This is a genomic window from Flavobacterium ranwuense, from assembly GCF_004349315.1.
Classification (GTDB): Bacteria; Bacteroidota; Bacteroidia; order Flavobacteriales; family Flavobacteriaceae; genus Flavobacterium; species Flavobacterium ranwuense.
This window is the reverse complement of sequence record NZ_SMLH01000002.1, coordinates 156,175-178,234: the sequence shown is the minus strand read 5'-3', so window position 1 is coordinate 178,234 and position 22,060 is coordinate 156,175. Positions and strand designations below refer to the sequence as shown.

The 22,060-nt window shown below is 35.3% G+C and carries 21 protein-coding genes; 8 read left to right on the top strand and 13 right to left on the bottom strand.

The features are described 5' to 3' along the window. Positions 1-14 precede the first annotated feature (14 nt). The 5 genes from E0I61_RS05340 to E0I61_RS05320 form a co-directional block, all read right to left on the bottom strand. A complete protein-coding gene (locus E0I61_RS05340; RefSeq protein WP_132069922.1) occupies positions 15-980 on the bottom strand; it encodes a DUF438 domain-containing protein in 966 nt (321 codons plus the stop codon). Between the two features lie 7 nt (positions 981-987). Beyond that, positions 988-2,763, bottom strand: coding sequence for a nitric oxide reductase activation protein NorD (locus E0I61_RS05335; RefSeq protein ID WP_132069920.1), 1,776 nt, complete (start codon positions 2,761-2,763; stop codon positions 988-990). Positions 2,764-2,887: 124 nt separating this feature from the next. Further along, on the bottom strand, positions 2,888-3,667 hold the full coding sequence (locus tag E0I61_RS05330; RefSeq protein ID WP_132069918.1) for a CbbQ/NirQ/NorQ/GpvN family protein: 780 nt from the start codon (positions 3,665-3,667) through the stop codon (positions 2,888-2,890). A gap of 107 nt (positions 3,668-3,774) precedes the next feature. Continuing rightward, positions 3,775-5,196: a cbb3-type cytochrome c oxidase subunit I gene (locus E0I61_RS05325; protein WP_132069916.1), complete on the bottom strand. Its 1,422-nt coding sequence runs from the start codon at positions 5,194-5,196 to the stop codon at positions 3,775-3,777. A gap of 11 nt (positions 5,197-5,207) precedes the next feature. Then, positions 5,208-5,642 carry a c-type cytochrome gene (locus E0I61_RS05320; RefSeq protein ID WP_131996596.1) on the bottom strand — a complete coding sequence of 145 codons (435 nt, stop codon included), beginning with the start codon at positions 5,640-5,642 and terminating at the stop codon, positions 5,208-5,210. A gap of 307 nt (positions 5,643-5,949) precedes the next feature. Between E0I61_RS05320 and ric the strand changes: the two genes are divergently transcribed. The 8 genes from ric (at position 5,950) to hemN (ending at position 12,967) form a co-directional block, all read left to right on the top strand. After that, complete coding sequence (gene ric / locus E0I61_RS05315; RefSeq protein WP_132069914.1) at positions 5,950-6,681, top strand: iron-sulfur cluster repair di-iron protein; 732 nt, start codon at positions 5,950-5,952, stop codon at positions 6,679-6,681. A 39-nt stretch (positions 6,682-6,720) separates the two neighbouring features. Further along, the gene (locus tag E0I61_RS05310) at positions 6,721-8,826 is read left to right on the top strand and encodes a ribonucleoside triphosphate reductase (RefSeq protein ID WP_132069912.1); all 2,106 of its coding nucleotides are present in this window, start codon (positions 6,721-6,723) and stop codon (positions 8,824-8,826) included. Between the two features lie 165 nt (positions 8,827-8,991). After that, positions 8,992-9,153, top strand: coding sequence for an anaerobic ribonucleoside-triphosphate reductase (nrdD, locus tag E0I61_RS05305; protein ID WP_131996587.1), 162 nt, complete (start codon positions 8,992-8,994; stop codon positions 9,151-9,153). Then, positions 9,137-9,826 carry an anaerobic ribonucleoside-triphosphate reductase activating protein gene (locus tag E0I61_RS05300; protein WP_131996584.1) on the top strand — a complete coding sequence of 230 codons (690 nt, stop codon included), beginning with the start codon at positions 9,137-9,139 and terminating at the stop codon, positions 9,824-9,826. Before nrdD ends, E0I61_RS05300 begins: the two co-directional genes overlap by 17 nt. Before the next feature lie 55 nt (positions 9,827-9,881). Beyond that, positions 9,882-10,331, top strand: a complete 450-nt coding sequence (locus tag E0I61_RS05295) for a CopD family protein (RefSeq protein ID WP_132069910.1) — start codon at positions 9,882-9,884, stop codon at positions 10,329-10,331. 11 nt (positions 10,332-10,342) lie between these two features. Next, positions 10,343-10,807 carry a hemerythrin domain-containing protein gene (locus E0I61_RS05290; RefSeq protein ID WP_132069908.1) on the top strand — a complete coding sequence of 155 codons (465 nt, stop codon included), beginning with the start codon at positions 10,343-10,345 and terminating at the stop codon, positions 10,805-10,807. Between the two features lie 77 nt (positions 10,808-10,884). Continuing rightward, positions 10,885-11,319 carry an RrF2 family transcriptional regulator gene (locus tag E0I61_RS05285; protein WP_131996575.1) on the top strand — a complete coding sequence of 145 codons (435 nt, stop codon included), beginning with the start codon at positions 10,885-10,887 and terminating at the stop codon, positions 11,317-11,319. 283 nt (positions 11,320-11,602) lie between these two features. After that, a complete protein-coding gene (gene hemN / locus E0I61_RS05280) occupies positions 11,603-12,967 on the top strand; it encodes an oxygen-independent coproporphyrinogen III oxidase (RefSeq protein WP_132069906.1) in 1,365 nt (454 codons plus the stop codon). 256 nt (positions 12,968-13,223) lie between these two features. Here the strand turns inward: hemN and E0I61_RS05275 are convergent, their stop codons facing one another. The 8 genes from E0I61_RS05275 to E0I61_RS05240 all read right to left on the bottom strand — a co-directional run bounded on the left by E0I61_RS05275 (position 13,224) and on the right by E0I61_RS05240 (position 22,037). Next, positions 13,224-13,925, bottom strand: coding sequence for a sulfite exporter TauE/SafE family protein (locus E0I61_RS05275; protein WP_132069904.1), 702 nt, complete (start codon positions 13,923-13,925; stop codon positions 13,224-13,226). 81 nt (positions 13,926-14,006) lie between these two features. After that, positions 14,007-14,456 carry a FixH family protein gene (locus tag E0I61_RS05270; RefSeq protein WP_131996566.1) on the bottom strand — a complete coding sequence of 150 codons (450 nt, stop codon included), beginning with the start codon at positions 14,454-14,456 and terminating at the stop codon, positions 14,007-14,009. Between the two features lie 40 nt (positions 14,457-14,496). Beyond that, positions 14,497-15,933, bottom strand: a complete 1,437-nt coding sequence (gene ccoG, locus E0I61_RS05265; RefSeq protein ID WP_132069902.1) for a cytochrome c oxidase accessory protein CcoG — start codon at positions 15,931-15,933, stop codon at positions 14,497-14,499. An 83-nt stretch (positions 15,934-16,016) separates the two neighbouring features. Beyond that, positions 16,017-16,910 (bottom strand): cbb3-type cytochrome c oxidase N-terminal domain-containing protein, encoded by an 894-nt coding sequence (locus E0I61_RS05260; RefSeq protein ID WP_132069900.1) that lies wholly within the window; start codon positions 16,908-16,910, stop codon positions 16,017-16,019. Positions 16,911-16,928: 18 nt separating this feature from the next. After that, entirely contained in the window at positions 16,929-17,108 is a 180-nt protein-coding gene (locus tag E0I61_RS05255) for a cbb3-type cytochrome c oxidase subunit 3 (protein WP_131996556.1), read from the bottom strand. 11 nt (positions 17,109-17,119) lie between these two features. After that, a complete protein-coding gene (ccoN, locus tag E0I61_RS05250) occupies positions 17,120-19,303 on the bottom strand; it encodes a cytochrome-c oxidase, cbb3-type subunit I (RefSeq protein WP_132069898.1) in 2,184 nt (727 codons plus the stop codon). Between the two features lie 28 nt (positions 19,304-19,331). Further along, positions 19,332-19,535: a cbb3-type cytochrome oxidase assembly protein CcoS gene (gene ccoS, locus E0I61_RS05245; protein WP_131996550.1), complete on the bottom strand. Its 204-nt coding sequence runs from the start codon at positions 19,533-19,535 to the stop codon at positions 19,332-19,334. An 81-nt stretch (positions 19,536-19,616) separates the two neighbouring features. Further along, complete coding sequence (locus tag E0I61_RS05240; protein ID WP_132069896.1) at positions 19,617-22,037, bottom strand: heavy metal translocating P-type ATPase; 2,421 nt, start codon at positions 22,035-22,037, stop codon at positions 19,617-19,619. Positions 22,038-22,060: the final 23 nt, after the last annotated feature.

Below are 22,060 nucleotides of genomic sequence, written 5' to 3'. Positions count from 1 at the left end.
TTTTTAAGATAAAACTACTCCCAGTCCAATAATCGTTTCTCGCCTTCAATTTTCTTGATGTCTGTAATATCCTGAGACATTTCAATGACGCCTTTGTAGTTCTTATCAGCATCCCTTACCGCGAAATAGCGAATGTAAATCAGACGTTCTTTGTAATTAATCCAAAATGAAGATTCATTTTGAGTTCCTTTCCTAAATTCATCCAAGATTTTAAGCACTGTCCCTACACTTTTTGGCGGATGGCAAAACTTGACTTCACGACCAATAATACCGGCACTTCTGGGAAAAACACGTTCTTCTCCCCGATTATAGAAAATCACTTTGTCATTTTCATCAACATAAGTAAGATCTAACGGCATCGTTTTGAAAAGTAAATTTACCTGCTCCACCGTCATATATCCTTCGTCATAATGAGACGTATTTTCGAGTGAAAAAGACATTTCTCTTTTGGTAAAATCTTCACTTGGGTGAATGTATTCTTGTTTTGGATAAGGAGCAGGAGCTTCTGGCAGCATCCAACCTATTTCTTCTTCGCCCTTGCGCATTTCAATCCAGTCGGCTTCGGTAAGGAGGTCCAAAGCATTTGGAAACAAAACCGTTTCTTCCATCTGCATCAATCTGTAAATTCCATTGACCAGAAAAAGAGTGTTGCTATTGATTCTTTCCGGATTATTCATTTTAAGATAGTACTGAATTAAACGGAATTGCTCCCTTAAATTATCATGAAAAGACCACATGCCTTGTGAAGGACCAACCCAGCCTTTTTTTTCAAGAAATGGAAAAAGCTGATTTTCTTTTCGGGCAAATCGTTTCTCGATGGTATGAAGCTGATTTAAAATATTGGTGTATTTCTGTAAATCATCCGCAGGATTTGCAGCGGAGAGTTCCTCTAAAAGTGCATGAATAATGTCGTTTTCCTGAAAGTAAACCTGAACCGGATGTCCTTCGGGAAGTGTTGTGGTATTTGAAATATCGTTCATTATATATTTATTTTTGATGTTTAATTTTTTCGTACAATTGCACCAAGGATTGCAATAATTCGACTGGTGTAGTTAAAATTTGATAGTGATTTTGCCCGAACATTTGCGGCAGATAATATTTTGCCTGAGCTTCAATAGCCAAAGCATAGGAATTAATATTCCTGTTATTGAGTTCCCGAAGCGCTTGTTTCACATCATTGATGCCGTACTTTCCTTCGTATTTATCATAATCGTTGGGTTTTCCGTCAGAAATCAGGATTACCCATTTATTTTTGGTGTTTCTATTATCGAGTCTTGCGCCGGCATGTCTCAAAGCAGCACCAATTCTGGTATAGCCACTGGGTTCTACAGCTCCAATTTTATGTTTAGCGATGTTCCAATTTTCATCAAAGTCCTTTACTGTTAAATAGGTCGAAAAATTGCGGGTTTTCGAGTAGAAACTGTCTATGGAAAAATCAATATTAAACTCATTTAAGATTTCTCCAAAAAGAATAGAAACCTCTTTCTCCACATCAATCACACGGTTTCCTGCGGCATATCCATCACTGGAAAGACTAATATCCAAGAGGATTAAAATCGACAAATCCTTTTCTTTTTTCCGGTTTGAAATGTATATATTTTCCGAAGGGGTTCGTTTGGAATGCACATCAATATACAAATCGGTAATGGCATCGATATCAAATTCGTCACCTTGTGTCTGGCGTTTTTGCTGTTGCATTCTGTTATTGACATTGGTCAGCATTTTGCGCAAGCCTAATAAAGTGGACGCATTTTTTGTAATGGTCTTTTTATAATAATTAGGGTCCGTTTTCTGTTGTGATTTCGGATATACTTTACAGAAATTTTCTTTGTAAATACGCTTGCTAAAATCCCATTCGTTATACGTAAGATGGAATCCTTTGGCATCAATTTCGGCACTTTCGGAGATGGAAGTATTCTCAATAAAATCAGATTGATAAACGGAATGTGCCGTATCATCTACCCGAACCGTGTACTTCATGTTCAACTCTTCCAATGCTTCCTGATGCTCTTCTAATTCGTCTGAACCATCAAAATCGCGCCAAGTTCCATTGAATTCTTCGGCCGTTTCCACTTTTTCAAAATTATGGAGCAAGACATAATCTTCTTGTTGCTTTTTATCAACCTCAACAGTAATCACTTCTTCTACCGCTTTTGATTTTAAAGTCGTTAAAGCTTGATTCTTATTTCCTTTTTGGGTTTTATCAGAGAAATTTTCGAGAATGGTGTTACTGTTTTTTTCTATTTCATTTTGCATCCATTTACCATACAGCCAAGAAAAATCAGGAGCATTTTTCCCGTTCTCTTTTTGAATGAAATGCTGTCTTGTTTCGGTATGAAACTTTTTATCGATAGAAAATTCTTCAAACAAAATTGTTAGAACAGTTTCTGATGTTTCCAATGCTTTTTGTTGTGAAAGTGCTAAAGGCTGGTCTTTTTCTTGCAAAGTCCAATTCAAATTCAACCGCTGCTGAATGCTCAGATACAAAATCCTAAAAAGATAAAAAGTAAGATTGTCTTTTTTCGTAGGCAATTTGGAAAAAGAAATGGGGAGAAAAAAATTATTGTTTTTATATCCTCCTTCTCTTTCGGCAGGGAAAATTTCGATTGGTTTCCCCGTCAAAGCACGAGCTAAAATAGTCAATCGCGGTTTTATATCATTTAAATATATCGTTCTGTTAAGAATTTCAATATCAATTTTTTTAGACTTTTTAAAATGTCTGACAAACTTTCCATATATGTATTCATCTATTTCGAAACCCATCTTTTTTTTGTTTTTTGTCATTGCGAGGAACGAAGCAATCTCATCCAGATTATCCAGTATATAAATAGCGATCTATGCGAGTGTGATTGCTTCGTTCCTCGCAATGACCACTGATTACTTTTTATTATATCATCAAATCACACAAATCCTTCAATGCTTCCACCGTTTGTAAATCATCAGTTAACGGTTCTACAATAGCCACATGAACTGACAATCGTTTTGGAAGACCAGAATGAATAATTTTGGCGGCATCCACTAAAAGTCGTGTCGAAACGGTTTCTGTCAACCCCAATTCAGTTAAGTTTCTGATTTTGTTTCCAATGGCTACCAGTTTCTTGGCTACATCATGATCAACATTCGTTTCTTTTACCAAAATTTCAGTTTCAATTTTCGTTTCCGGATATTCAAAATAAACGGCAATAAATCGCTGACGAGTCGATGGTTTTAGTTCTTTAAAACCTCTTTGATAACCAGGATTAAAAGAGGCCACCAACATAAAATCGTCATGCGCTTTTACGGTTTCGCCTAATTTGTCTATGAATAATTCTCTTCTGTGATCCGTCAAGGAGTGAATGGCTACAATAACATCCGGTCGCGCTTCGGCGATTTCATCCAAATAAATAATGGCTCCTTCTTTTACGGCAGTGGTCAATGGACCATCCAGCCAAACTGTTTCGGCTCCTTTGATAATAAATCGTCCAATTAAATCAGTAGAAGAAGTTTCTTCGTGACAGCTAATTGTGATAAGTTTTTTATCCAATTGATGCGCCATGTATTCTACAAAACGGGATTTTCCTGTTCCGGTTGGTCCTTTCAACAGGAAAGGAATTTTGTTTTTATAGGCGTGTTCAAAGACCTCTTTTTCTTTGCCTACCGCGTGATAATATGGGATATTTAGTGTCATAATTATATTTTAAAAAAACGAAACCCATTCTAATGTTTACAGGCAATGACAAGTTCTGTTTCCAATAGTAATGAGTTGCGTTGGCTATAATAAATTTTTAAAGAGCTCTATTTTATTTTTTCCGAAAATGCGTTTTTTTTCTTGGAGGCATGATTAAGCCCTTTTTTTATTTCAGGAAAAGAAAGAGTTTCGTCATGCGTTCCTTCTAAAGCTTCGTCTGTAGGTCTGCCGTATTTGATAAAATCAAAAATAAATAAACCTATTCCTGTGGTAAACATGGTGGCACAAATAAGAAGCACTACAAAATGGATGCTGATTTCGCTTTGAACAACCATGAAATCCATTTTCATTTTTCGCTCCATATATACTTGAGCAACTCCGGCAACACCAAAAGCTACTGTCATCCCCAGGATTCCAATATTGGATAACCAAAAAGCCATCATACCCTGTGCGCTTTGATAGCGTTTACGTCCCGTTAAATTGGGCAAAGCATAACTAATCATCGCTAATACAATCATCGCATAAGCACCCCAGAACGCATAATGAGCGTGCATCGCTGTTACCAAAGTTCCATGTGTATAAAGGTTTGTTTGTGGCAATGTATGAGCAAAACCAAGTAATCCCGCACCTACAAAAGAAACGATAGCCGAACCAATAGTCCAGAATAAAGCAATTTTGTTGGGATGACTTTTTTCCCCTTTTCTATACATGTTTACAGCAAATAATGCCATCGCTAAGAAAGCCAAAGGTTCTAATGCAGAGAAAATACCACCAACGATTAACCAAATTTTATTTACGCCTATGTAGTAATAATGGTGCCCAGTTCCAAGAACTCCGGAAAGAAAGGTAAGTCCAACAATTACGTAAAGCCATTTCTCGATAACTTCTCTGTCAACTCCAGTTAACTTAATTAATAAGAACGAAAGGATACCTCCCATAATTAATTCCCAAACACCTTCAACCCACAAGTGGACAACCCACCAACGGAAAAAGGAGTCCATTACCTGACTGTCAAACCAAATCATTCCAGGTATATAAAGCAGGGCTGCAAATAACAAACCCATGGAGAGCACTAGCGCTGTTGTAGTTTGACGTTTTCCTTTGAAAAGCGTACCCAAAATTATGAATAAGAACAACAGCACATTTACAACTACTAAATAGTCTAATTCTCTAGGAATTTCTAAAAATTTCCTTCCTTCCCAATGGTTGAAGTGAAAGCCAATTATGGTAACAACACCAACAATGGCTAGTGATATGAGTTGTACATAAGCCCATTTTACGCTTATCAATTCGCGTTGCGCTTCTTCGGGAATAATGTAATACGCCGCACCCATAAAACCAGTTAACAACCATACCACTAACAAATTGGTATGCACCGCTCGTGCTACGTTAAAAGGAATAATTTCGTGTAACCCTTGAATTCCTATTCGGTCAAAGCCCATGATAAAGCCATAGATAATTTGCAGCGAGAACAAAAGCATGCACAATGCAAAAAACCAGTAGGCTACTTTCTGTGATTTATATTTCATTTTTAAAAATTTTAATTATTTTCTTTAGCTAAAGGGGAAACGATTCGGTCGAAACCATTTAAATCTAATTTTCCAATCCATTTTAAATAAGCGACCATAGCGTTTGCATCCGTTTCATTCATATGATAAGCAACCATTTTTCGCCCATTTGGTGCCCATGGAATTGGCGACATCAAAACCGCTTTGATGTATCCTTCGCCGCGACGATCTACCACTTTTGTTAACTCGGGAGCATAATACCCTCCTTCGCCCATAATGGTATGACAGCCCATACAGTTGTTGGTCTCCCAAATTTCTTTTCCCCTCACTACCTCTTTAGTAATCTTACTGTAGTTTGTTTGATCATTCCTTGGCATGAACGAATAAATAGTCAATCCTATAAAGATTAAAAAGGTGACCAATGTTCCTCCTAAAAAAAATGCTCTTGCCTGTGATTTTGAAAGCATAAGTATCTGTTTTTTGTTAGTTAATAAATTTACTTCAATTCAAATAAAGGATAAAAATGTCTTTTATTTGTTTATTGCAAATTAATGGCTTTAAAAAAAGCTAAAACATGATAAAAATCATCTTTAGATTTTTATTTAAATTGTAAAATTATAATCCATTAAAAAAGACTTATAAAAAACACATCTATTTGAAAACTACTGAATTAAAAATAAAATAAATTTAAAAATTTAAATTCGGATAAATTTATCTTTTATTAAAAATAATGGTTATTTTTGCATAAATAAATTTTAATCGAAAACAGATCTTATGGAAACTTTAGAGAAAATAACAATCGGAGAATACGTTGCAAAAGATTTTAGAACCGCAGCTATATTTTCAAAATACGGAATTGATTTTTGCTGCAAGGGAAACCGAACAATCGAGGAAGCTTGCGAAAAAAAAGACATTGACACGGATCAATTAATGGACCAGTTAAACACTGTTTTGGCAACCAAAAATGACAGTACCATAGATTTCAAAATTTGGCCTTTGGACCTATTGGCAGATTATATTGAGAAAACGCATCACCGTTATGTGGAAGAAAAAACGCAAATTTTGCTTCCATTTTTAGACAAATTATGTAAAGTTCATGGAGCAAATCATCCTGAATTATTCGAAATCAATGAACTGTTTATTGGCTGTGCAGGCGAATTAGCACAACACATGAAAAAAGAAGAACTGATTCTGTTTCCTTTTATAAAAAAAATGGTAAAAGCAGCGCTTACAGAAGAACAAATTGCGAAACCACAATTTGGAACCGTAAAAAATCCGATAGCCATGATGATGGAGGAACATGAAGCCGAAGGAGACCGTTTTGTTAAAATAGCATCGCTAACCAATAATTACACACCGCCGGCCGATGGTTGTAGTACGTTCCGTGTGACTTATGCTATGTTAGCTGATTTTGAGCAGGATTTACACAAACACATTCATTTGGAAAACAATATTTTGTTTCCAAGCGCCATGCTTTTAGAAAAAACATTTTCAGACCAAGAGTAAAATTAATCGCAAAATACAAAACACAAATCACCAAATGCTATGGAAAAATATGTCATCAAAAGAAACGGAGAATACAAACCTTTTGAAAGTTTTAAAATAAAGGATGCGATTGAAAAAAGCTTTCAGAGTGTTTCCATAGGATTTGATGAAATTATTTTCGAAAAAACTATACAGGATTTACAATCCAAAGAAACCTGGGCCGTTGAGGAAATTCAGGATTTAATCGAGAAAAACCTTTTCGAGAAACAGTATTTCGAAGTCATGCGTTCCTTTATATTATTCAGGCATACACGCAAATTGCAACGTGAACATGTGAATGGTTTAAACGAAGACACCACTTATGTTGACAGCACACAAACTATCGAAGAATACATCGAACAAACAGATTGGCGCATCAATGCCAATGCCAATACCTCCTACTCTAATGCGGGATTGGTCAACAATGTTGCCGGAAAAATTATTGCTAATTATTGGCTCGATAAAGTATATACAAAAGAAGAAGGCTACGCGCATCGCAATGGCGACATCCACATTCATGATTTAGATTGTTTGACCGGATATTGTGCCGGTTGGAGTCTGCGGGTGTTGCTCAACGATGGTTTTAATGGCGTTCGCGGACGCGTGGAAAGCAAAGCGCCTTCGCATTTTAGAGAAGCTTTGGGACAAATGGCGAATTTCCTTGGGATTTTGCAAAGCGAATGGGCCGGAGCGCAAGCCTTCAGTTCGTTTGACACGTACTTGGCTCCTTATGTTTTCAAAGATGATTTGTCTTTTGAGGATGTCTTGAAAGCAGTTCGCAGTTTTGTTTACAATTTGAATGTTCCGGCACGTTGGGGACAATCGCCTTTCACGAATATCACTTTGGACTGGGTGGTTCCCGATGATTTGAAAACCCAAATTCCGACGAAAAATGACTATCATTTTTTCGAAAACAATTTTGATTATGACCTTTTATTGCGAGCCCAGGAAAGAGGCGTTACAAAAGTAACCGAATTGCGTTACGAGCATTTTCAAAAGGAAATGAACCTCATCAACAAAGCGTATTACACCATAATGACCGAAGGCGATGCCAACGGACAGCCGTTCACCTTCCCTATTCCGACAGTAAACATTACTGAAGAATTTGATTGGGATGGAGAAAACACCGATTTGCTTTTTGAAAATACAGCTAAAATAGGCTCTTCATATTTCCAGAATTTTATAGGAAGCCAATATGTTTTGGATGAAAATGGCAATAAAACAGAAAACGAAAACGCGTATAAACCCAATGCCGTTCGCAGTATGTGTTGTCGTTTGCAACTCGATTTAAGAGAACTGTTAAAACGTGGAAACGGACTTTTTGGAAGTGCAGAAATGACAGGAAGCATTGGCGTAGTAACCATTAATATGGCGCGTTTGGGTTATTTATTCAAAGGAAATAAAGAAGAATTATTCAAACAATTAGATCGATTATTATACATTTCTAAATCTACTTTAGAGAAAAAAAGAGTGTTTATCCAGGAAATGTACGACCGAGGTTTGTATCCGTACACTAAACGGTATCTCCAACATTTCAGAAATCACTTTTCGACCATTGGTGTAAACGGAATGAACGAAATGATTGCGAATTTTACCGGAAATAAAGACTCGATAACTTCATCATCAGGAATCGAATTTGCATCAGAAATCTTGGAACATATTCGGAATCGAATGAAAGAATTCCAAGAGGAAACAGGAAATTTATACAATCTGGAAGCTACACCGGCCGAAGGAACAACCTACCGATTTGCCAAGGAAGACAAAAAACGTTTCCCGAACATTTTACAAGCCGGACAGGGCGACAATATTTATTACACCAACAGTTCCCAGATTCCGGTAGATCATACCGAAGATCCGTTTGAAGCGTTGTTTTTACAAGACGAATTGCAATGTAAATATACCGGCGGAACGGTTTTACACTTGTATATGAGTGAAAAAATCAGTTCACCGGAAGCCTGTAAACAGTTTGTGAAGAAAGTAATATCCAATTTTAAATTGCCTTACATTACCGTTACGCCAGTGTTTAGTGTGTGTCCCGTTCATGGTTATTTGAATGGTGAACACGAATATTGCCCGAAATGCGATAATGCTTTAATTGAAGAAAAAAGTTTAAAGTTGAGCAATTAACCTGAAACCTTAAGCCTCTAAAAAAACACCATTAAAATATTAAGTTTCATTAAGTCAAACAACCCTTAATTTTCTTAATGGTTCAAAAAAAATTCAATTTTAAAATTTAGTCTTTATAGAAAAATTAGTGACGTCAAAACTTTAAACTTTAAACCTTTTAAAAACATGAAAACAAAAAACCCGATTTTAGAACAAAACCAACATTTGAGAACCAAATGTTTAGTGTACACAAGAGTAATGGGCTATCACAGACCCGTAGAAAGTTTCAATATTGGAAAAAAAGGAGAACACAAACAGCGAACCCATTTCCATGAAGGAAAATGTTAGTACTCCCATTTACAGCATAACGCCTTTTACTTTATTAGATTATGCGCATAAATCAGCTTGCATTCTTTGGTTTGCAGGCTGTAATATGCGTTGTTTGTATTGTTACAATCCTGAAATTGTAATGGGGAAAGGAACTATTTCATTCGAAAAAGCGCTTACTTTTCTTCATTCCAGAAAAAATTTGTTGGATGCGGTAGTTTTTAGCGGAGGCGAATGCCTGTTGCATAAAAACTGTATTCAACTCATAACTGAAGTCAAAAAAATGGGCTTTTTGGTAAAAATTGACACCAATGGTTCACGACCTGAGGTTTTGCAACAATTACTTAAAAATCAATTGATCGATTATGTGGCGCTGGATTTTAAAGCCATGCCCGTTCATTTTGAAAAGATAACGCAGTCCAATCTTTTTCTGCCTTTTGAAAAGTCGTTGCGTTTATTAGTAGAAAGTGGGCTCCCGTTTGAAGTTCGCACCACAGTACATTCGGATTTGATTGATACGAATCACATGCAAACCATGATACAGTATTTAGAGCAGCAAAACTATCAGGGAAATTATTACATCCAGCATTTTGTGAATGGAGCCACTACATTAGAAAAATTGGGCTATTCTGTTAAGGAACTGGAAAGAGAGAACCTTTCTACCGCACGTATTAAAGTACATTATAGAGGTTGATTCTAAAGTTGAGTTGCTGACAAAAGCGTATCTTTAAAAACAAATAAAATTTTACATGAACCATCATTTTTTGCTAATTATCCATCTTTTAAGTGCCACAGTTTGGGTAGGCGGGCATTTGTTGTTAATCTTTGGTCATTTGCCTCAAGCCCTTAAAGAAAAAGACCCAAGCATCATTTTAAATTACGAAAAGAAGTATGAACCCGTAGGAATGACGGCTTTGGTTTTACTGGTCATTACGGGTATTTTAATGGCTTATAAATATGGCGTTAGCATCGAATATTGGTTCCAGTTTACCACTCCTTTCGAGAAAGTGGTTTCCACAAAATTACTTTTACTTTTGTTAACCGTACTTTTTGCCTTGAGCGCACAATTTAGAGTAATTCCCAAACTTAAAAATAATCCAGACAAGTTGCCTGAAATGGCTTTTCACATACTATCAGTTACGATAATTGGTGTATTGTTGCTCATTTTTGGCTCTTACATCCGTTTTGGCGGGTTTTAAATTTATATATTATGATTTCAAATAAGCCATTAAAAAGAGCTCCGGAGTTACAACCTTTAAGCCACGATCATCATCATGGTTTGCAATTGTGTTGGAAAATACGAACCGGTTTTTCGAAGCAAATTGAACCCGATCGCATCAAAAAATATTCGGACTGGTTTTTTAAAACGCATTTAAAACCCCATTTCGAATTGGAAGAAAAACACGTATTTCCCCTTTTAGGAGCAGAAAATGAACTCATAAAACGAGCGTTGACAGAACATCGTCGTTTGAAACGCTTATTCAAGCAAACTTCCGATGTAGAAAAAGCTTTAGGACTCATTGAAGAAGAATTGGAAGCACACATTCGTTTTGAGGAACGCATTTTATTTGTTGAGATTCAAAAAATAGCCACCGAAAACCAATTGGCTAAAATTAAAGAAATTCATACCGACGAATCTTTTACAGAGAAGAACGATGATCTTTTTTGGAAATAAAAAAACGGTCAACCCAAAGAATAAAAAATATTCAAAAGGAATAGCACTTATTTCTATAAATTTGTAAAAAAACAACTATGTTTTCTAAAACCTGTGAATACGGAATCCGAGCCACCATTTTTATAGCATCAGAATCCTATCAAAATAATAGAGTTGGACTTAGGGATATTGCTAAAAAAATAGATTCTCCCGAGGCTTTTACGGCCAAAATTTTACAAATACTATCCAAGAATAATATTATCCATTCTATTAAAGGTGTTGGTGGCGGATTTGAAATCCCAAAAGAAACCATGAGCCAAATAAAACTATCCCAAATTGTAACGGCATTAGATGGAGATCGCGTTTTTACCGGTTGCGGTCTGGGCTTAAGTTACTGTTCTGAAGATCATCCTTGTCCAGTTCACGAAAAATTTAAGGCCATCAGAAATGAATTGGCATTCATGCTCGAAAATACCAATCTGGAAGAATTAGCAATGGGAATAAAATCAGGAGATACTTTTTTGAGGTATTAATCAAAAGTAATCTTATATCTACATAAAAAAAAACCTATTATGGTGTAAACCATCATTTTGATAGAATGGCACATATATACAAGTTGAGGCGAAATTGCCTGGTAATTATATCGAAAATGAGTACAAATTATTGAAGATTGTATTTCTTTTAACTAGTAATTATACACTGAAAGATGCTGTCCCAAAAGACAGTCTTTTTTTTTGAATACATTCTAATATGATAATTATCATTTTAAATGTTTTGGACTAATAGTACTTTTGATTAACGATAAATGTCTTTACCATGAAGAATTCCTTAATTCAAAAATACAATGTCCCGGGTCCTAGATATACGAGCTATCCAACGGTTCCTTACTGGGATGAAACTAATTTTTCGTATGAAATTTGGGCACGTACATTAAGGAAATCATTTAAAGAAAGTAATACTTCGGAAGGAATTAGCCTTTACATTCATTTACCTTTTTGCGAAAGCTTATGTACATTTTGTGGTTGCAATAAGCGTATTACTAAAAATCACAGTGTAGAAAGCCCCTATATTGAGGCAGTTTTAAAAGAATGGGCTTTGTATTGCCAAATTCTTGAAGAAAAACCTATCATAAAAGAAATTCATTTGGGTGGTGGTACTCCGACCTTTTTTTCTACTGAAAATTTAGGAGATTTAATAAACGGTATTTTTTCACATGCCATTAAAGCTAAAAATTATGAATTTAGTTTTGAAGGGCACCCTAACAATACATCTTATCAGCATTTACAAAAATTATATGATTTAGGCTTTAGAAGAGTGAGTTTTGGCGTTCAGGATTATTCTGAAAAAGTGCAAAAAGCTATTCATAGGGAACAGCCTTTTCATAATGTGGCAAAAGTTACTTTTTGGGCTAGGGAAATTGGTTATACTTCCATTGGACATGATATTATTTTTGGATTACCTTTTCAGGAAATTAAAGATGTAGTAGATACTATTGAAAAAACAAAATCATTACTACCAGATCGATTGGCATTTTATAGCTATGCGCATGTTCCGTGGATAAAGGGTAATGGACAACGTGGTTTTAAGGATGATGACATTCCGAAAGATGAAAAGAAACGAATCTTGTATGAAATAGGAAAAAAATTATTGCATAAAAATGGTTACCATGAAATTGGAATGGATCATTTTGCATTAAAAAATGATAGCTTGTACGAGGCTTACGAAAACGGGAAATTACACCGAAATTTCATGGGTTACAGTTCCTCAAAAACTCAATTGATGATTGGATTAGGGGTTTCGTCCATCAGTGACAGTTGGTATAGTTTTTCTCAAAATGTAAAAAAACTGGAAGACTATTACGAATTGATTGCGAATGACGAATTACCCATTTTCAGAGGCCATGCATTGACCTGTGAAGACCTTATCATTAGAAAACACATTCTAAATTTAATGTGTCAATTTGAAACATCTTGGAGTGATGAATCCAATTATTTAGAAGAAATACCCGAAATTTTACTCCAATTGAAAGAAATGGAGAAAGATGGATTTCTTGCCATTTCAAAAGACAGTCTTCATGTTACCGAAGCGGGAAAACCTTACGTTCGCAACATCTGTATGGCATTTGACTTGCGTTTAAAAAGAAAAGCACCGGAAACGGAATTGTTTTCAATGACGATTTAGCATACAATAAAAACTGAATAGCAAGCCTTTAAGAACCAGGCAAACAATTTAAACTTAATTTACACATCAAAAAAGATTGAGTTGACTTTTATTAATACAAATTCCACTAATTTACACAGATTAATTGTGTAAATTAGTGGAATTTGTGTCTGCGCTTTTAAAGCGTATGTGTAAAGCGTATGTGTAAAGCGTTTGTCCTACTATTTCGTCATGCTTTTCTTTTTAATTCCTTTCTCTAAAAAATCTAATTCAAAAATTAATGGCAAGTCGGTTGTTCTTGTACAAACAAACTCATATTTGATGGGGAAACATATGGAATTCCTAATCCTAACCCCCTTAAAACAAACAATATTCCGATGACAACAGCCACATAAGGAATTACCTTCTGGATTTTATTTCGAATGGGAGCAGTCAAAAAAGAATTAATATAAACGACGCTAGTCATCATGGGAACTGTTCCTAACCCGAATAAGATCATGTACAAAATTCCAAAACTTGCACTTTGCATCGCTATTGCACCGAACAAAGCTACATAAACCATTCCGCAAGGTAAAAATCCGTTGAGCAACCCAATTGTAAATATCGATTTGTAACTCTTGTTTTTAAACTCGCTTCCTAAAGCTGTTTTTATTTTAGAAATCAATTTGAAAATGGGTTTCGAGAAATTGTGTTGGGCAAAAACTTTTTCGGGAACCAAGACGATCACTATCATTGCAATACCAATAAACAGGGACAATTTCTGTTGAATTCCAGCCATAAAAAAACCTTTCCCAAGCAAGCCAAAAACAAAGCCAATAGTGGCATAAGCGGTCAATCTTCCTAAATGATAGGTGGAAATTTGAAAGACTTTTTTTGTGGAATTATTTCTATCCACTGGTAACATCATAGCAATGGGACCACACATACCAATACAGTGAAAACTACTGATCAAACCGAAAATAAAAGCTGTGTAAAGCATTTTAGGTATGGATTATTGGGGTTAAGGCCTATCTTGTTATGTGCTATATCAAACTCATAACATTTAACTCATGATTTCCCCCTAATTAATATAAATTTTTTCTTTGGTCAGATAGGACTTTCCCTCATATTGCCATTCCATATTAATGTCCCAATGACCGCCTAGCAAACTTTTTTTAGGTATGAGCAAAGTAGCATTAGACAGCGAAATCGGAATTTCGAAATCTAATTTTTTGTTAGACGGTCTATAAAGGGACACTTTTCCTTTAATATTATTTGGGTCAAATATATCAGGAAATACAATTGTAACTCCTTCTGAAGTAGATGTTATCACTGGTTTTTCACCCAAATCGTATGCGTTTTGAGTTCTCTCCATTTCCTCTTGAAAATGAACATCATGTTTGTAATATTCTTCCACAACTAACTCATTGTCATATTTTGAATCTGATTGTACTTTGATAACAAAATATAAAATAAACGTTATAAACAAGCCAAAAGCAATAACAATTCCGGTACCCCAATTAATTTTCATATTGTTTTATTTAAATATTTTAATCCTGAAACTTAACGTATTAATCAAAACTTCTCGGACTCAAAAAACTCGTCGTGCCGGTTTCTATTTTTTCATTTCCGTTATACACATCAATTATTAATTTTGTTTTATCGCTTTCCAATAAATTCTTATTAATTTCTATAAACAAAGTTCCTCCATTCATCCCTAGTTGAGGTACTTTGAAATCTTGTTTTCCTACAACTTTTAAAGTTCCTTTAATACCAACTAATTTGAAATGAATATCATTAAAATTGTTGTTCGTTTTATTGATGATTTTAAAAGTATAAATATTACTGATGTTATCCCCTTTGTGCTGAAACAGTTGCCCGGGTAATCTCAAAATACTTGCTTCTACATCGTTACGCAAAAACAATAACCCTATTAGAATCCCTGTTAAAATAATTAATACCGCTGAGTACCCTTTCATTCTTGCCGTGAACTTGAACTTGATTTTTTTCTCAATTTCATCTTCAGAAGCGTAACGAATAAGTCCTTTTGGCAATCCTACACCCTCCATTATGGTATCGCATTCGTCAATACAAGCGGTACAATTAATGCATTCCAGCTGTACTCCGTTGCGAATGTCAATTCCCGTTGGGCAAACGTTTACACATTGCTTGCAGTCGATACAATCTCCTTTTCCGGCGGCTGCTCTATCTTCTTGTTTATTAAATTTAGCTCTTCCGACTTCTTTCTCTCCGCGAACAAAATCGTAAGCTACATTTATCGATTTTTTATCTAATAATACGCCTTGCAATCTTCCGTAGGGGCAGGCGATTATGCAAACTTGTTCTCTAAACCAACTAAAAATAAAATAAAAAACACCTGTAAAAATTAATAACGCCATAAGAGTACGGGCATGATTTCCTGGCCCATCTTTGATCATTTGGAACAAATCATCACTTCCTATAATATAAGCTAAGAAAACATTGGCAATTAGAAAGGAAATTAATAGAAAAATAGCCCATTTAGATGTTTTTTTTCTGATTTTTTCGGCATTCCATTCTTGTTTTTCTAGGCGAATTTGAGCACCACGATCTCCTTCAATCCAATACTCAATTCTTCGAAAGACCATTTCCATAAAAATAGTTTGTGGACAAACCCATCCGCAAAAAATACGACCAAAAATGACCGTAAAAAGAATGACAAAAACCACCCCAATGACCATAAATAGTACAAAAAGATAAAAATCTTGGGGCCAAAAAGGGAAACTAAATATATTAAAACGACGTTCTATTATGTTGAACATCATAAATTGATTGCCATTGATTTTGATAAATGGATTGACTATCAGAATGATTAATAGAAAATAACTCACCCATTTTCTGTAGTCATAAAATTTACCCGATGGCTTTTTGGGATAAATATACTTTCTATTTCCTTCCTCATCAATTGTCCCAATGGTATCACGATAGGAGCTATCGGGACTAAAAGCTTCGTTTGGTATCTTTGCCATTTTTTTGCTCTTTTACAATTTTAATCTAAAAAAAACGATGTCTCGGTTGCTAACTTTGACATCGTTTAGTGGTATCTAATTTTTTATTTTCCAGAATTGGTTTCATCTATCCAAACTTCTCCCTCGGCTACTTTTGCGTCTGCGGGATTGGTTCCTTGCAGCGATAGTATATAACTCGCCACTTTTTGAATTTCTTTTGGTTTTAGCGTTCCTTTCCAGGCTATCATTCCTTTTCCATCACGCCCCCCGTTATTTATAGTGTGAAACAAGTTTTTAATTCCTCCACCCAAAACCCATTCTTTATCGGTTAGGTTGGGGCCAATTTGTCCTCCACCATCTGCTCTGTGACAGGCAGCACAGTTTGTGGTGAAAACTTCTTTTCCCACGGCCAAATCAGTAGGCTCCGCTAATAAGGTTACCGTTTTTTCATCCATTAGATCCGGAGCCGTTTTCATATACTCGGCAACATCAATCTTAGCTTGAGCGATTTCGTTTTTGAGTTCCATTTCTTGATTATCGGCTCCTAATACTTCGTAACGAACCATATAAACGACTGCAAAAACTACGCAAGCATAAAACAAATATACCCACCAAGGCGGTAAATTATTATCTAATTCCTTGATACCGTCATAATCATGGTCTAACAATAATTGCCCTTCGTCACCGTCTGAATCAGCATTGGTCAACTTACTCCTAAGGTTTTTGTACCATTGTTGTTCTTTCCAACTAAGCGAACTGGTGGTTTCTTGTTTAAGCTTCTCTTCCTCACTCAACAATTGATAAGTCACATTATCAATAGCATTCATTGTAATTTCTATCGCTATCAAAAGAAATAGAAAGACAAATAAAAAGAGCGAAACCATTGGGAATTTTATAAAAGCCGGTCGATCTCCAGAGTCAATAAAATATTCCATTGCGCCGAATACAGCAAAGAAAATAAGAGGAACTCTAACGTATACTGGGATTGATTTTTTCATTTTCTAATTTTTTAAAAATTATACTATACAATTATCATCCAAAGGAATTTGACTCATTTCCTGGATTGTATCTTTTTTATAAGAAAAGACCCAAACTCCAAGTCCTACAAAAAAGGTGAAGAAAATGAGCAAGGAAATGATTGGAAAAATGGCAATACCTGCAATGGTTTCTAAATTGTGTTTAACTTGTTCGAACATAATTATTAGTTTTACTTATTCTCTTTTACTTTTATATCAGTCCCTAATCTTTGAATATAGGCAATTAAAGCAACTATTTCTCTTTCATTCATCGGTACAAATTTTTCTCCTTTGGCTTCAGCTTTCTTTTTGCTTTCATTGTAACTCGATACAAAATCTGGGTCATTTTTCAAGCTTTCTTCAATTTGAATGGCCTGTGCTCTTAAGTCTTTAGCTCCCTTTGCAATTTGGGCCTCGCTATAAGGCACTCCAAGAGTAGCCATGACTTCCATTTTCTTCTGTAATGAAGAAATATCCAAAGCTTCATTATCAAATAACCATTTATAACCGGGCATAATAGAGCCAGTAGAAGTACTCTGTGGATTCCACATGTGATTAAAATGCCAGTTGTCATTGTATTTTCCTCCTACTCGTAACAAATCGGGTCCGGTACGTTTAGAACCCCAAAGGAATGGATGATCGTATACAAACTCACCTGCTTTGGCTTGTGGTCCATACCGTTCTACTTCACTTCGAAAAGGACGAACCGATTGCGAGTGACAACCTACACAACCTTCGCGAATATATAAATCACGTCCTTCGAGTTCCAGGGGTGAATAGGGTTTTACACTGGCTATTGTAGGGATATTAGATTTTACCATAATAGTGGGTACAATTTGAATAATACCACCAATTAATATGGCTATTGTTGCTAAAATTGCCATTTGAATCGGCTTTCTTTCTAACCAAGGATGGAATTTTTCTCCTTTTATTCTTCCTGTACTGATTACTTGTAAGGCAGGTGCTTGAGCTAATTCGTCTTCGATAGTATTCCCTTTTCGTACTGTTTGAATGATATTATAAACCAAAACAAGCATTCCTATTAGGTACATTGTTCCTCCTATAGCTCTCATCCAATACATAGGCATGATTTGAGTTACGGTTTCAAGGAAATTACCATAGGTCAAAGTTCCATCTGGGTTAAATTGTTTCCACATTGAAGCCTGTAAGAAACCTGCAAGATACATGGGTACCGTATAAAGTATAATCCCTAACGTTCCAATCCAGAAATGGAAATTAGCCAATTTAATAGAGTATAGGGTACTTTTAGTCATTCTTGGTATCAACCAATAAATCATCCCGAAAGCTAGAAAACCATTCCAGGCTAGTGCCCCTACGTGAACGTGAGCAACGATCCAATCGGTATAATGCGCAATAGCATTTATATTTTTAAGTGATAACATTGGCCCTTCAAAAGTAGCCATACCATAACCTGTCATGGCTACAACAAAGAATTTTAAAACGGGGTCCACTCTTACTTTATCCCAAGCACCACGCAGGGTTAAAAGTCCGTTTATCATACCTCCCCAAGAAGGCGCTAACAACATTATAGAGAAAGCAACTCCTAAATTCTGAGCCCAATTTGGCAATGCAGAATATAATAAATGGTGTGGCCCTGCCCAGATATACAAGAAAATTAAAGACCAAAAATGGATAATCGACAAGCGGTATGAATAGACCGGACGATTCGCCGCTTTGGGAACAAAATAATACATTAATCCTAAAAAGGGAGTCGTTAAGAAAAAAGCAACGGCATTATGACCATACCACCATTGTACTAAAGCATCCTGAACTCCTGCATAAACAGAATAGCTTTTCATTAGTGAAACCGGCAAGGCTAAACTATTAAAAATATGTAAAACTGCAACGGTAATAAAAGTTGCCAAGTAAAACCAAATCGCTACATATAAATGACGTTCTCGTCTTTTTATCATGGTTCCAATCATATTGATACCAAAAACGACCCAAATTAACGTTAATGCAATATCTATTGGCCATTCTAATTCAGCATATTCTTTAGAAGAAGTGTAGCCCATTGGCAATGAAATAGCAGCAGCAACAATAATTAACTGCCAACCCCAAAAATTCAGATTGCTTAAAAAATCATTGTACATTCTGGCTTTTAACAATCTTTGCAAAGAGTAATAAATACCGGCAAACATGGCATTTCCTATAAAAGCAAAAACAACTGCATTGGTATGTAAAGGTCTCAACCTACCAAAACTCAACCACGAAATTCCATCGGTTAAATTGGGAAAAAGAAACATAAAGGCCAATGTAAGCCCTACTAACATTCCTACTACCCCAAAAACAATGGTCGCATAAATGAATTTCTTTACAATTTTGTTGTCATAATAAAACTGCTGCATTTCCATAATTAAAATTTGTTTTTTATTTAAAAGTCTAAGATTTAAGGTTTAAAATTGCTGAACTTTCCTCTTTAGGTTTTTCAATTTTTGACTGAATTAACTCATCGTCAAAAAGCATTCGCACCGATGGTGTATAATCGTCGTCATATTGACCTTTTTTAACAGCTCTTATAAAAGCTATAAAAAAAACGATTGCAACCAGAATACTGATGGAGATTAATAAATAGATGACACTCATACCTTAAATTTGTGTTAACAAAGTTACTTTGACGTTCTTTAGTAAAATATGACATTTGTCATACTTCGATAAGTTAATTCGTTATTTTCCTTTTGGGATTAGAGTGCGTGCATAATAGCTGCTCATCACACTAACAAAACTTACGATGGTAATGGTACTCAAAGGCATTATAATGGCTGCGACTAGTGGCAATAGATTCCCCGTAATCGCAAATGATAACCCTACTACATTATACAATAAGGATAATGTAAAACTCATTTTAATAGTACTAATGGACTTCTTGGACAGTTTTAAAAAATAATCTAATTTTTGAAACTCATTGGCATCCAAAATCGCATCACAAGCCGGTGAAAAAACATTCACGTTTTCTGAAATTGAAATTCCAACATTACTTTGTGCCAAGGCTCCTGCATCGTTTAACCCATCTCCCACCATCATCACATTGTTACCTTGTTGTTGTAAATTCTTGATAAATTCTAATTTTTGTTCTGGTTTTTGATTGAAAATCAGTTCCGTTCCTTTAGGCAAAAGTTTTTCAAGAGTAAAACGTTCCCCTTCATTATCACCAGACAAAACTTTGATTTGATATTTACTGCTTAATCTTTTAAAAAGTACCTCTAAGCCTTCTCTATATTGATTATTAAAAATAAATTTTCCGTAATAAACAGCATTAATTCGAATGTGAACTGAAGTTTGCTGAATACTATTATCGTCTATTTTTTCGACAAAAGCAGCGGAACCAATTTGAATTTTTTGGTTAAAAATTTGAGCTTGAATTCCTTTTCCTGTAATTTCTTCAAAAGCATCAACTTTTAACTTTGGAGTTTCCTTTTCCGATTTGTTTTGCAAGATTGAAACAGGCAAATAATCATATAGCATTCTGCTTAATGGATGATTGGAAGTCCGAAGTACCTTTTTTATCAGCAACAAATTCTCATCTGAAAGCACATTTCCTTCATAGGAAATATTCGATTTTTTGTTGGTTGTAATGGTTCCCGTTTTGTCAAAAACTAGAGTATCCACTTTGGCTAATTGCTCTATAACCAATGCATTTTTGAGATAAAATTTCTGTTTACCTAAAATCCGCAGTACATTCCCAAAAGTGAATGGTGCCGTCAATGCCAAGGCACAGGGGCAGGCAACAATCAGCACTGCTGTAAAAACATTGAAAGCAATATTGGCATCAATAAAAATCCAATATCCAAATCCTGAAAAAGCTATTAATAAAAGGATTGGAGTAAAATAACGGCTGATGTTATCTGTTATCGTTTTATGCTTTTGTTCCACTTTTTTCTGGAAAACATCATTACTCCATAATTGTGTCAAATAACTTTGTGAAACGGAATGCAACACTTCCATTTCGATTACTTTGCCCATTTGTTTTCCTCCTGCAAATACTTTATCACCGGATTGTTTGGTAATCGGAATGGCTTCTCCGGTAACAAAACTATAATCAATCTCTGCTTTTTCTGAAATTAAAATACCATCTACTGGAATGAGTTCCTGATTCCTGATGAGTAGTCTGTCGCCTTTTTGAATATCATAAACTGGCACACTTTCTTCGGAAGTATCAGTATTGATTTTAGTAATTGCTATAGGGAAATACGATTTGAAATCTCTTTCAAAACTCAAAAAACTATAGGTTTTGATTTGGAACATTTTACCTAAAAGCATAAAGAAGACCAATCCTGTTAAGCTGTCGAAAAAACCGGGTCCGTAATCCATCACGATATCAAACGTACTCCGAACAAACATCACAATAATTCCCAAAGCAATAGGAATATCGATATTAAGCATTTTAGATCTGATGCTTTTATAGGCCGAAACGTAATACCCGCTGGCCGAATACAGAAAACTGGGTAGGGAAAGCGCAAAAATCAGCCATCTGAAAAAACCACGATATTGATCTAACCAATATTCCTTAACTTCAAAATATTCGGGAAAAGAAAGTAACATGATATTTCCAAAACAAAAGAAGGCAACACCTAGTTTATAAGTCAAACTTCGGTCTATATGGCTCTTGCCTGTTTCATAATTTTCCAGGCTGATATAGGGCTCATAACCAATAGAACTCAATAAGAGCACAATCGTTTTTATTGAAACCGCTTCTGGATTATAAGTGATTCGAACTTTCTTTTCGGGAAAATTAACCTGAGAAATACTTATTCCTTTTTGAAGACGTTGTAAATTTTCCAGAATCCAAATACACGAGCTGCAATGAATATGTGGAATATTAAGTGAAATAATAGCGGTTGAACTCTCTTGGAATTCCAAAAGTTTTGAAACGATACTTTCATTGTCTAAAAAATCATATTTACCATTACTGTCTTGGGGGGTTGCTCCAGGGGATTTTTCAAAATCATAATAACAAGTCATATCATTCAGACTAAAAATTTCGTAAACGGTCTTACAACCATTGCAACAAAATTCTTTTTTATCAAAAATAATTTCTTTCGCTTTTATAATATCTAAACCACAATGGAAACAGTTTTGTCTGTCCATAAATCTTTGCTCATTTTACCTTA

Excerpts from the sequence above, each read along its gene's own strand:
- E0I61_RS05340 (WP_132069922.1), bottom strand. The coding sequence starts at position 980 with ATGAACGATATTTCAAATACCACAACACTTCCCGAAGGACATCCGGTT.
- E0I61_RS05335 (WP_132069920.1), bottom strand. The coding sequence starts at position 2,763 with ATGGGTTTCGAAATAGATGAATACATATATGGAAAGTTTGTCAGACAT.
- E0I61_RS05330 (WP_132069918.1), bottom strand. The coding sequence starts at position 3,667 with ATGACACTAAATATCCCATATTATCACGCGGTAGGCAAAGAAAAAGAG.
- E0I61_RS05325 (WP_132069916.1), bottom strand. The coding sequence starts at position 5,196 with ATGAAATATAAATCACAGAAAGTAGCCTACTGGTTTTTTGCATTGTGC.
- E0I61_RS05320 (WP_131996596.1), bottom strand. The coding sequence starts at position 5,642 with ATGCTTTCAAAATCACAGGCAAGAGCATTTTTTTTAGGAGGAACATTG.
- ric (WP_132069914.1), top strand. The coding sequence starts at position 5,950 with ATGGAAACTTTAGAGAAAATAACAATCGGAGAATACGTTGCAAAAGAT.
- E0I61_RS05310 (WP_132069912.1), top strand. The coding sequence starts at position 6,721 with ATGGAAAAATATGTCATCAAAAGAAACGGAGAATACAAACCTTTTGAA.
- nrdD (WP_131996587.1), top strand. The coding sequence starts at position 8,992 with ATGAAAACAAAAAACCCGATTTTAGAACAAAACCAACATTTGAGAACC.
- E0I61_RS05300 (WP_131996584.1), top strand. The coding sequence starts at position 9,137 with ATGAAGGAAAATGTTAGTACTCCCATTTACAGCATAACGCCTTTTACT.
- E0I61_RS05295 (WP_132069910.1), top strand. The coding sequence starts at position 9,882 with ATGAACCATCATTTTTTGCTAATTATCCATCTTTTAAGTGCCACAGTT.
- E0I61_RS05290 (WP_132069908.1), top strand. The coding sequence starts at position 10,343 with ATGATTTCAAATAAGCCATTAAAAAGAGCTCCGGAGTTACAACCTTTA.
- E0I61_RS05285 (WP_131996575.1), top strand. The coding sequence starts at position 10,885 with ATGTTTTCTAAAACCTGTGAATACGGAATCCGAGCCACCATTTTTATA.
- hemN (WP_132069906.1), top strand. The coding sequence starts at position 11,603 with ATGAAGAATTCCTTAATTCAAAAATACAATGTCCCGGGTCCTAGATAT.
- E0I61_RS05275 (WP_132069904.1), bottom strand. The coding sequence starts at position 13,925 with ATGCTTTACACAGCTTTTATTTTCGGTTTGATCAGTAGTTTTCACTGT.
- E0I61_RS05270 (WP_131996566.1), bottom strand. The coding sequence starts at position 14,456 with ATGAAAATTAATTGGGGTACCGGAATTGTTATTGCTTTTGGCTTGTTT.
- ccoG (WP_132069902.1), bottom strand. The coding sequence starts at position 15,933 with ATGGCAAAGATACCAAACGAAGCTTTTAGTCCCGATAGCTCCTATCGT.
- E0I61_RS05260 (WP_132069900.1), bottom strand. The coding sequence starts at position 16,910 with ATGAAAAAATCAATCCCAGTATACGTTAGAGTTCCTCTTATTTTCTTT.
- E0I61_RS05255 (WP_131996556.1), bottom strand. The coding sequence starts at position 17,108 with ATGTTCGAACAAGTTAAACACAATTTAGAAACCATTGCAGGTATTGCC.
- ccoN (WP_132069898.1), bottom strand. The coding sequence starts at position 19,303 with ATGGAAATGCAGCAGTTTTATTATGACAACAAAATTGTAAAGAAATTC.
- ccoS (WP_131996550.1), bottom strand. The coding sequence starts at position 19,535 with ATGAGTGTCATCTATTTATTAATCTCCATCAGTATTCTGGTTGCAATC.
- E0I61_RS05240 (WP_132069896.1), bottom strand. The coding sequence starts at position 22,037 with ATGGACAGACAAAACTGTTTCCATTGTGGTTTAGATATTATAAAAGCG.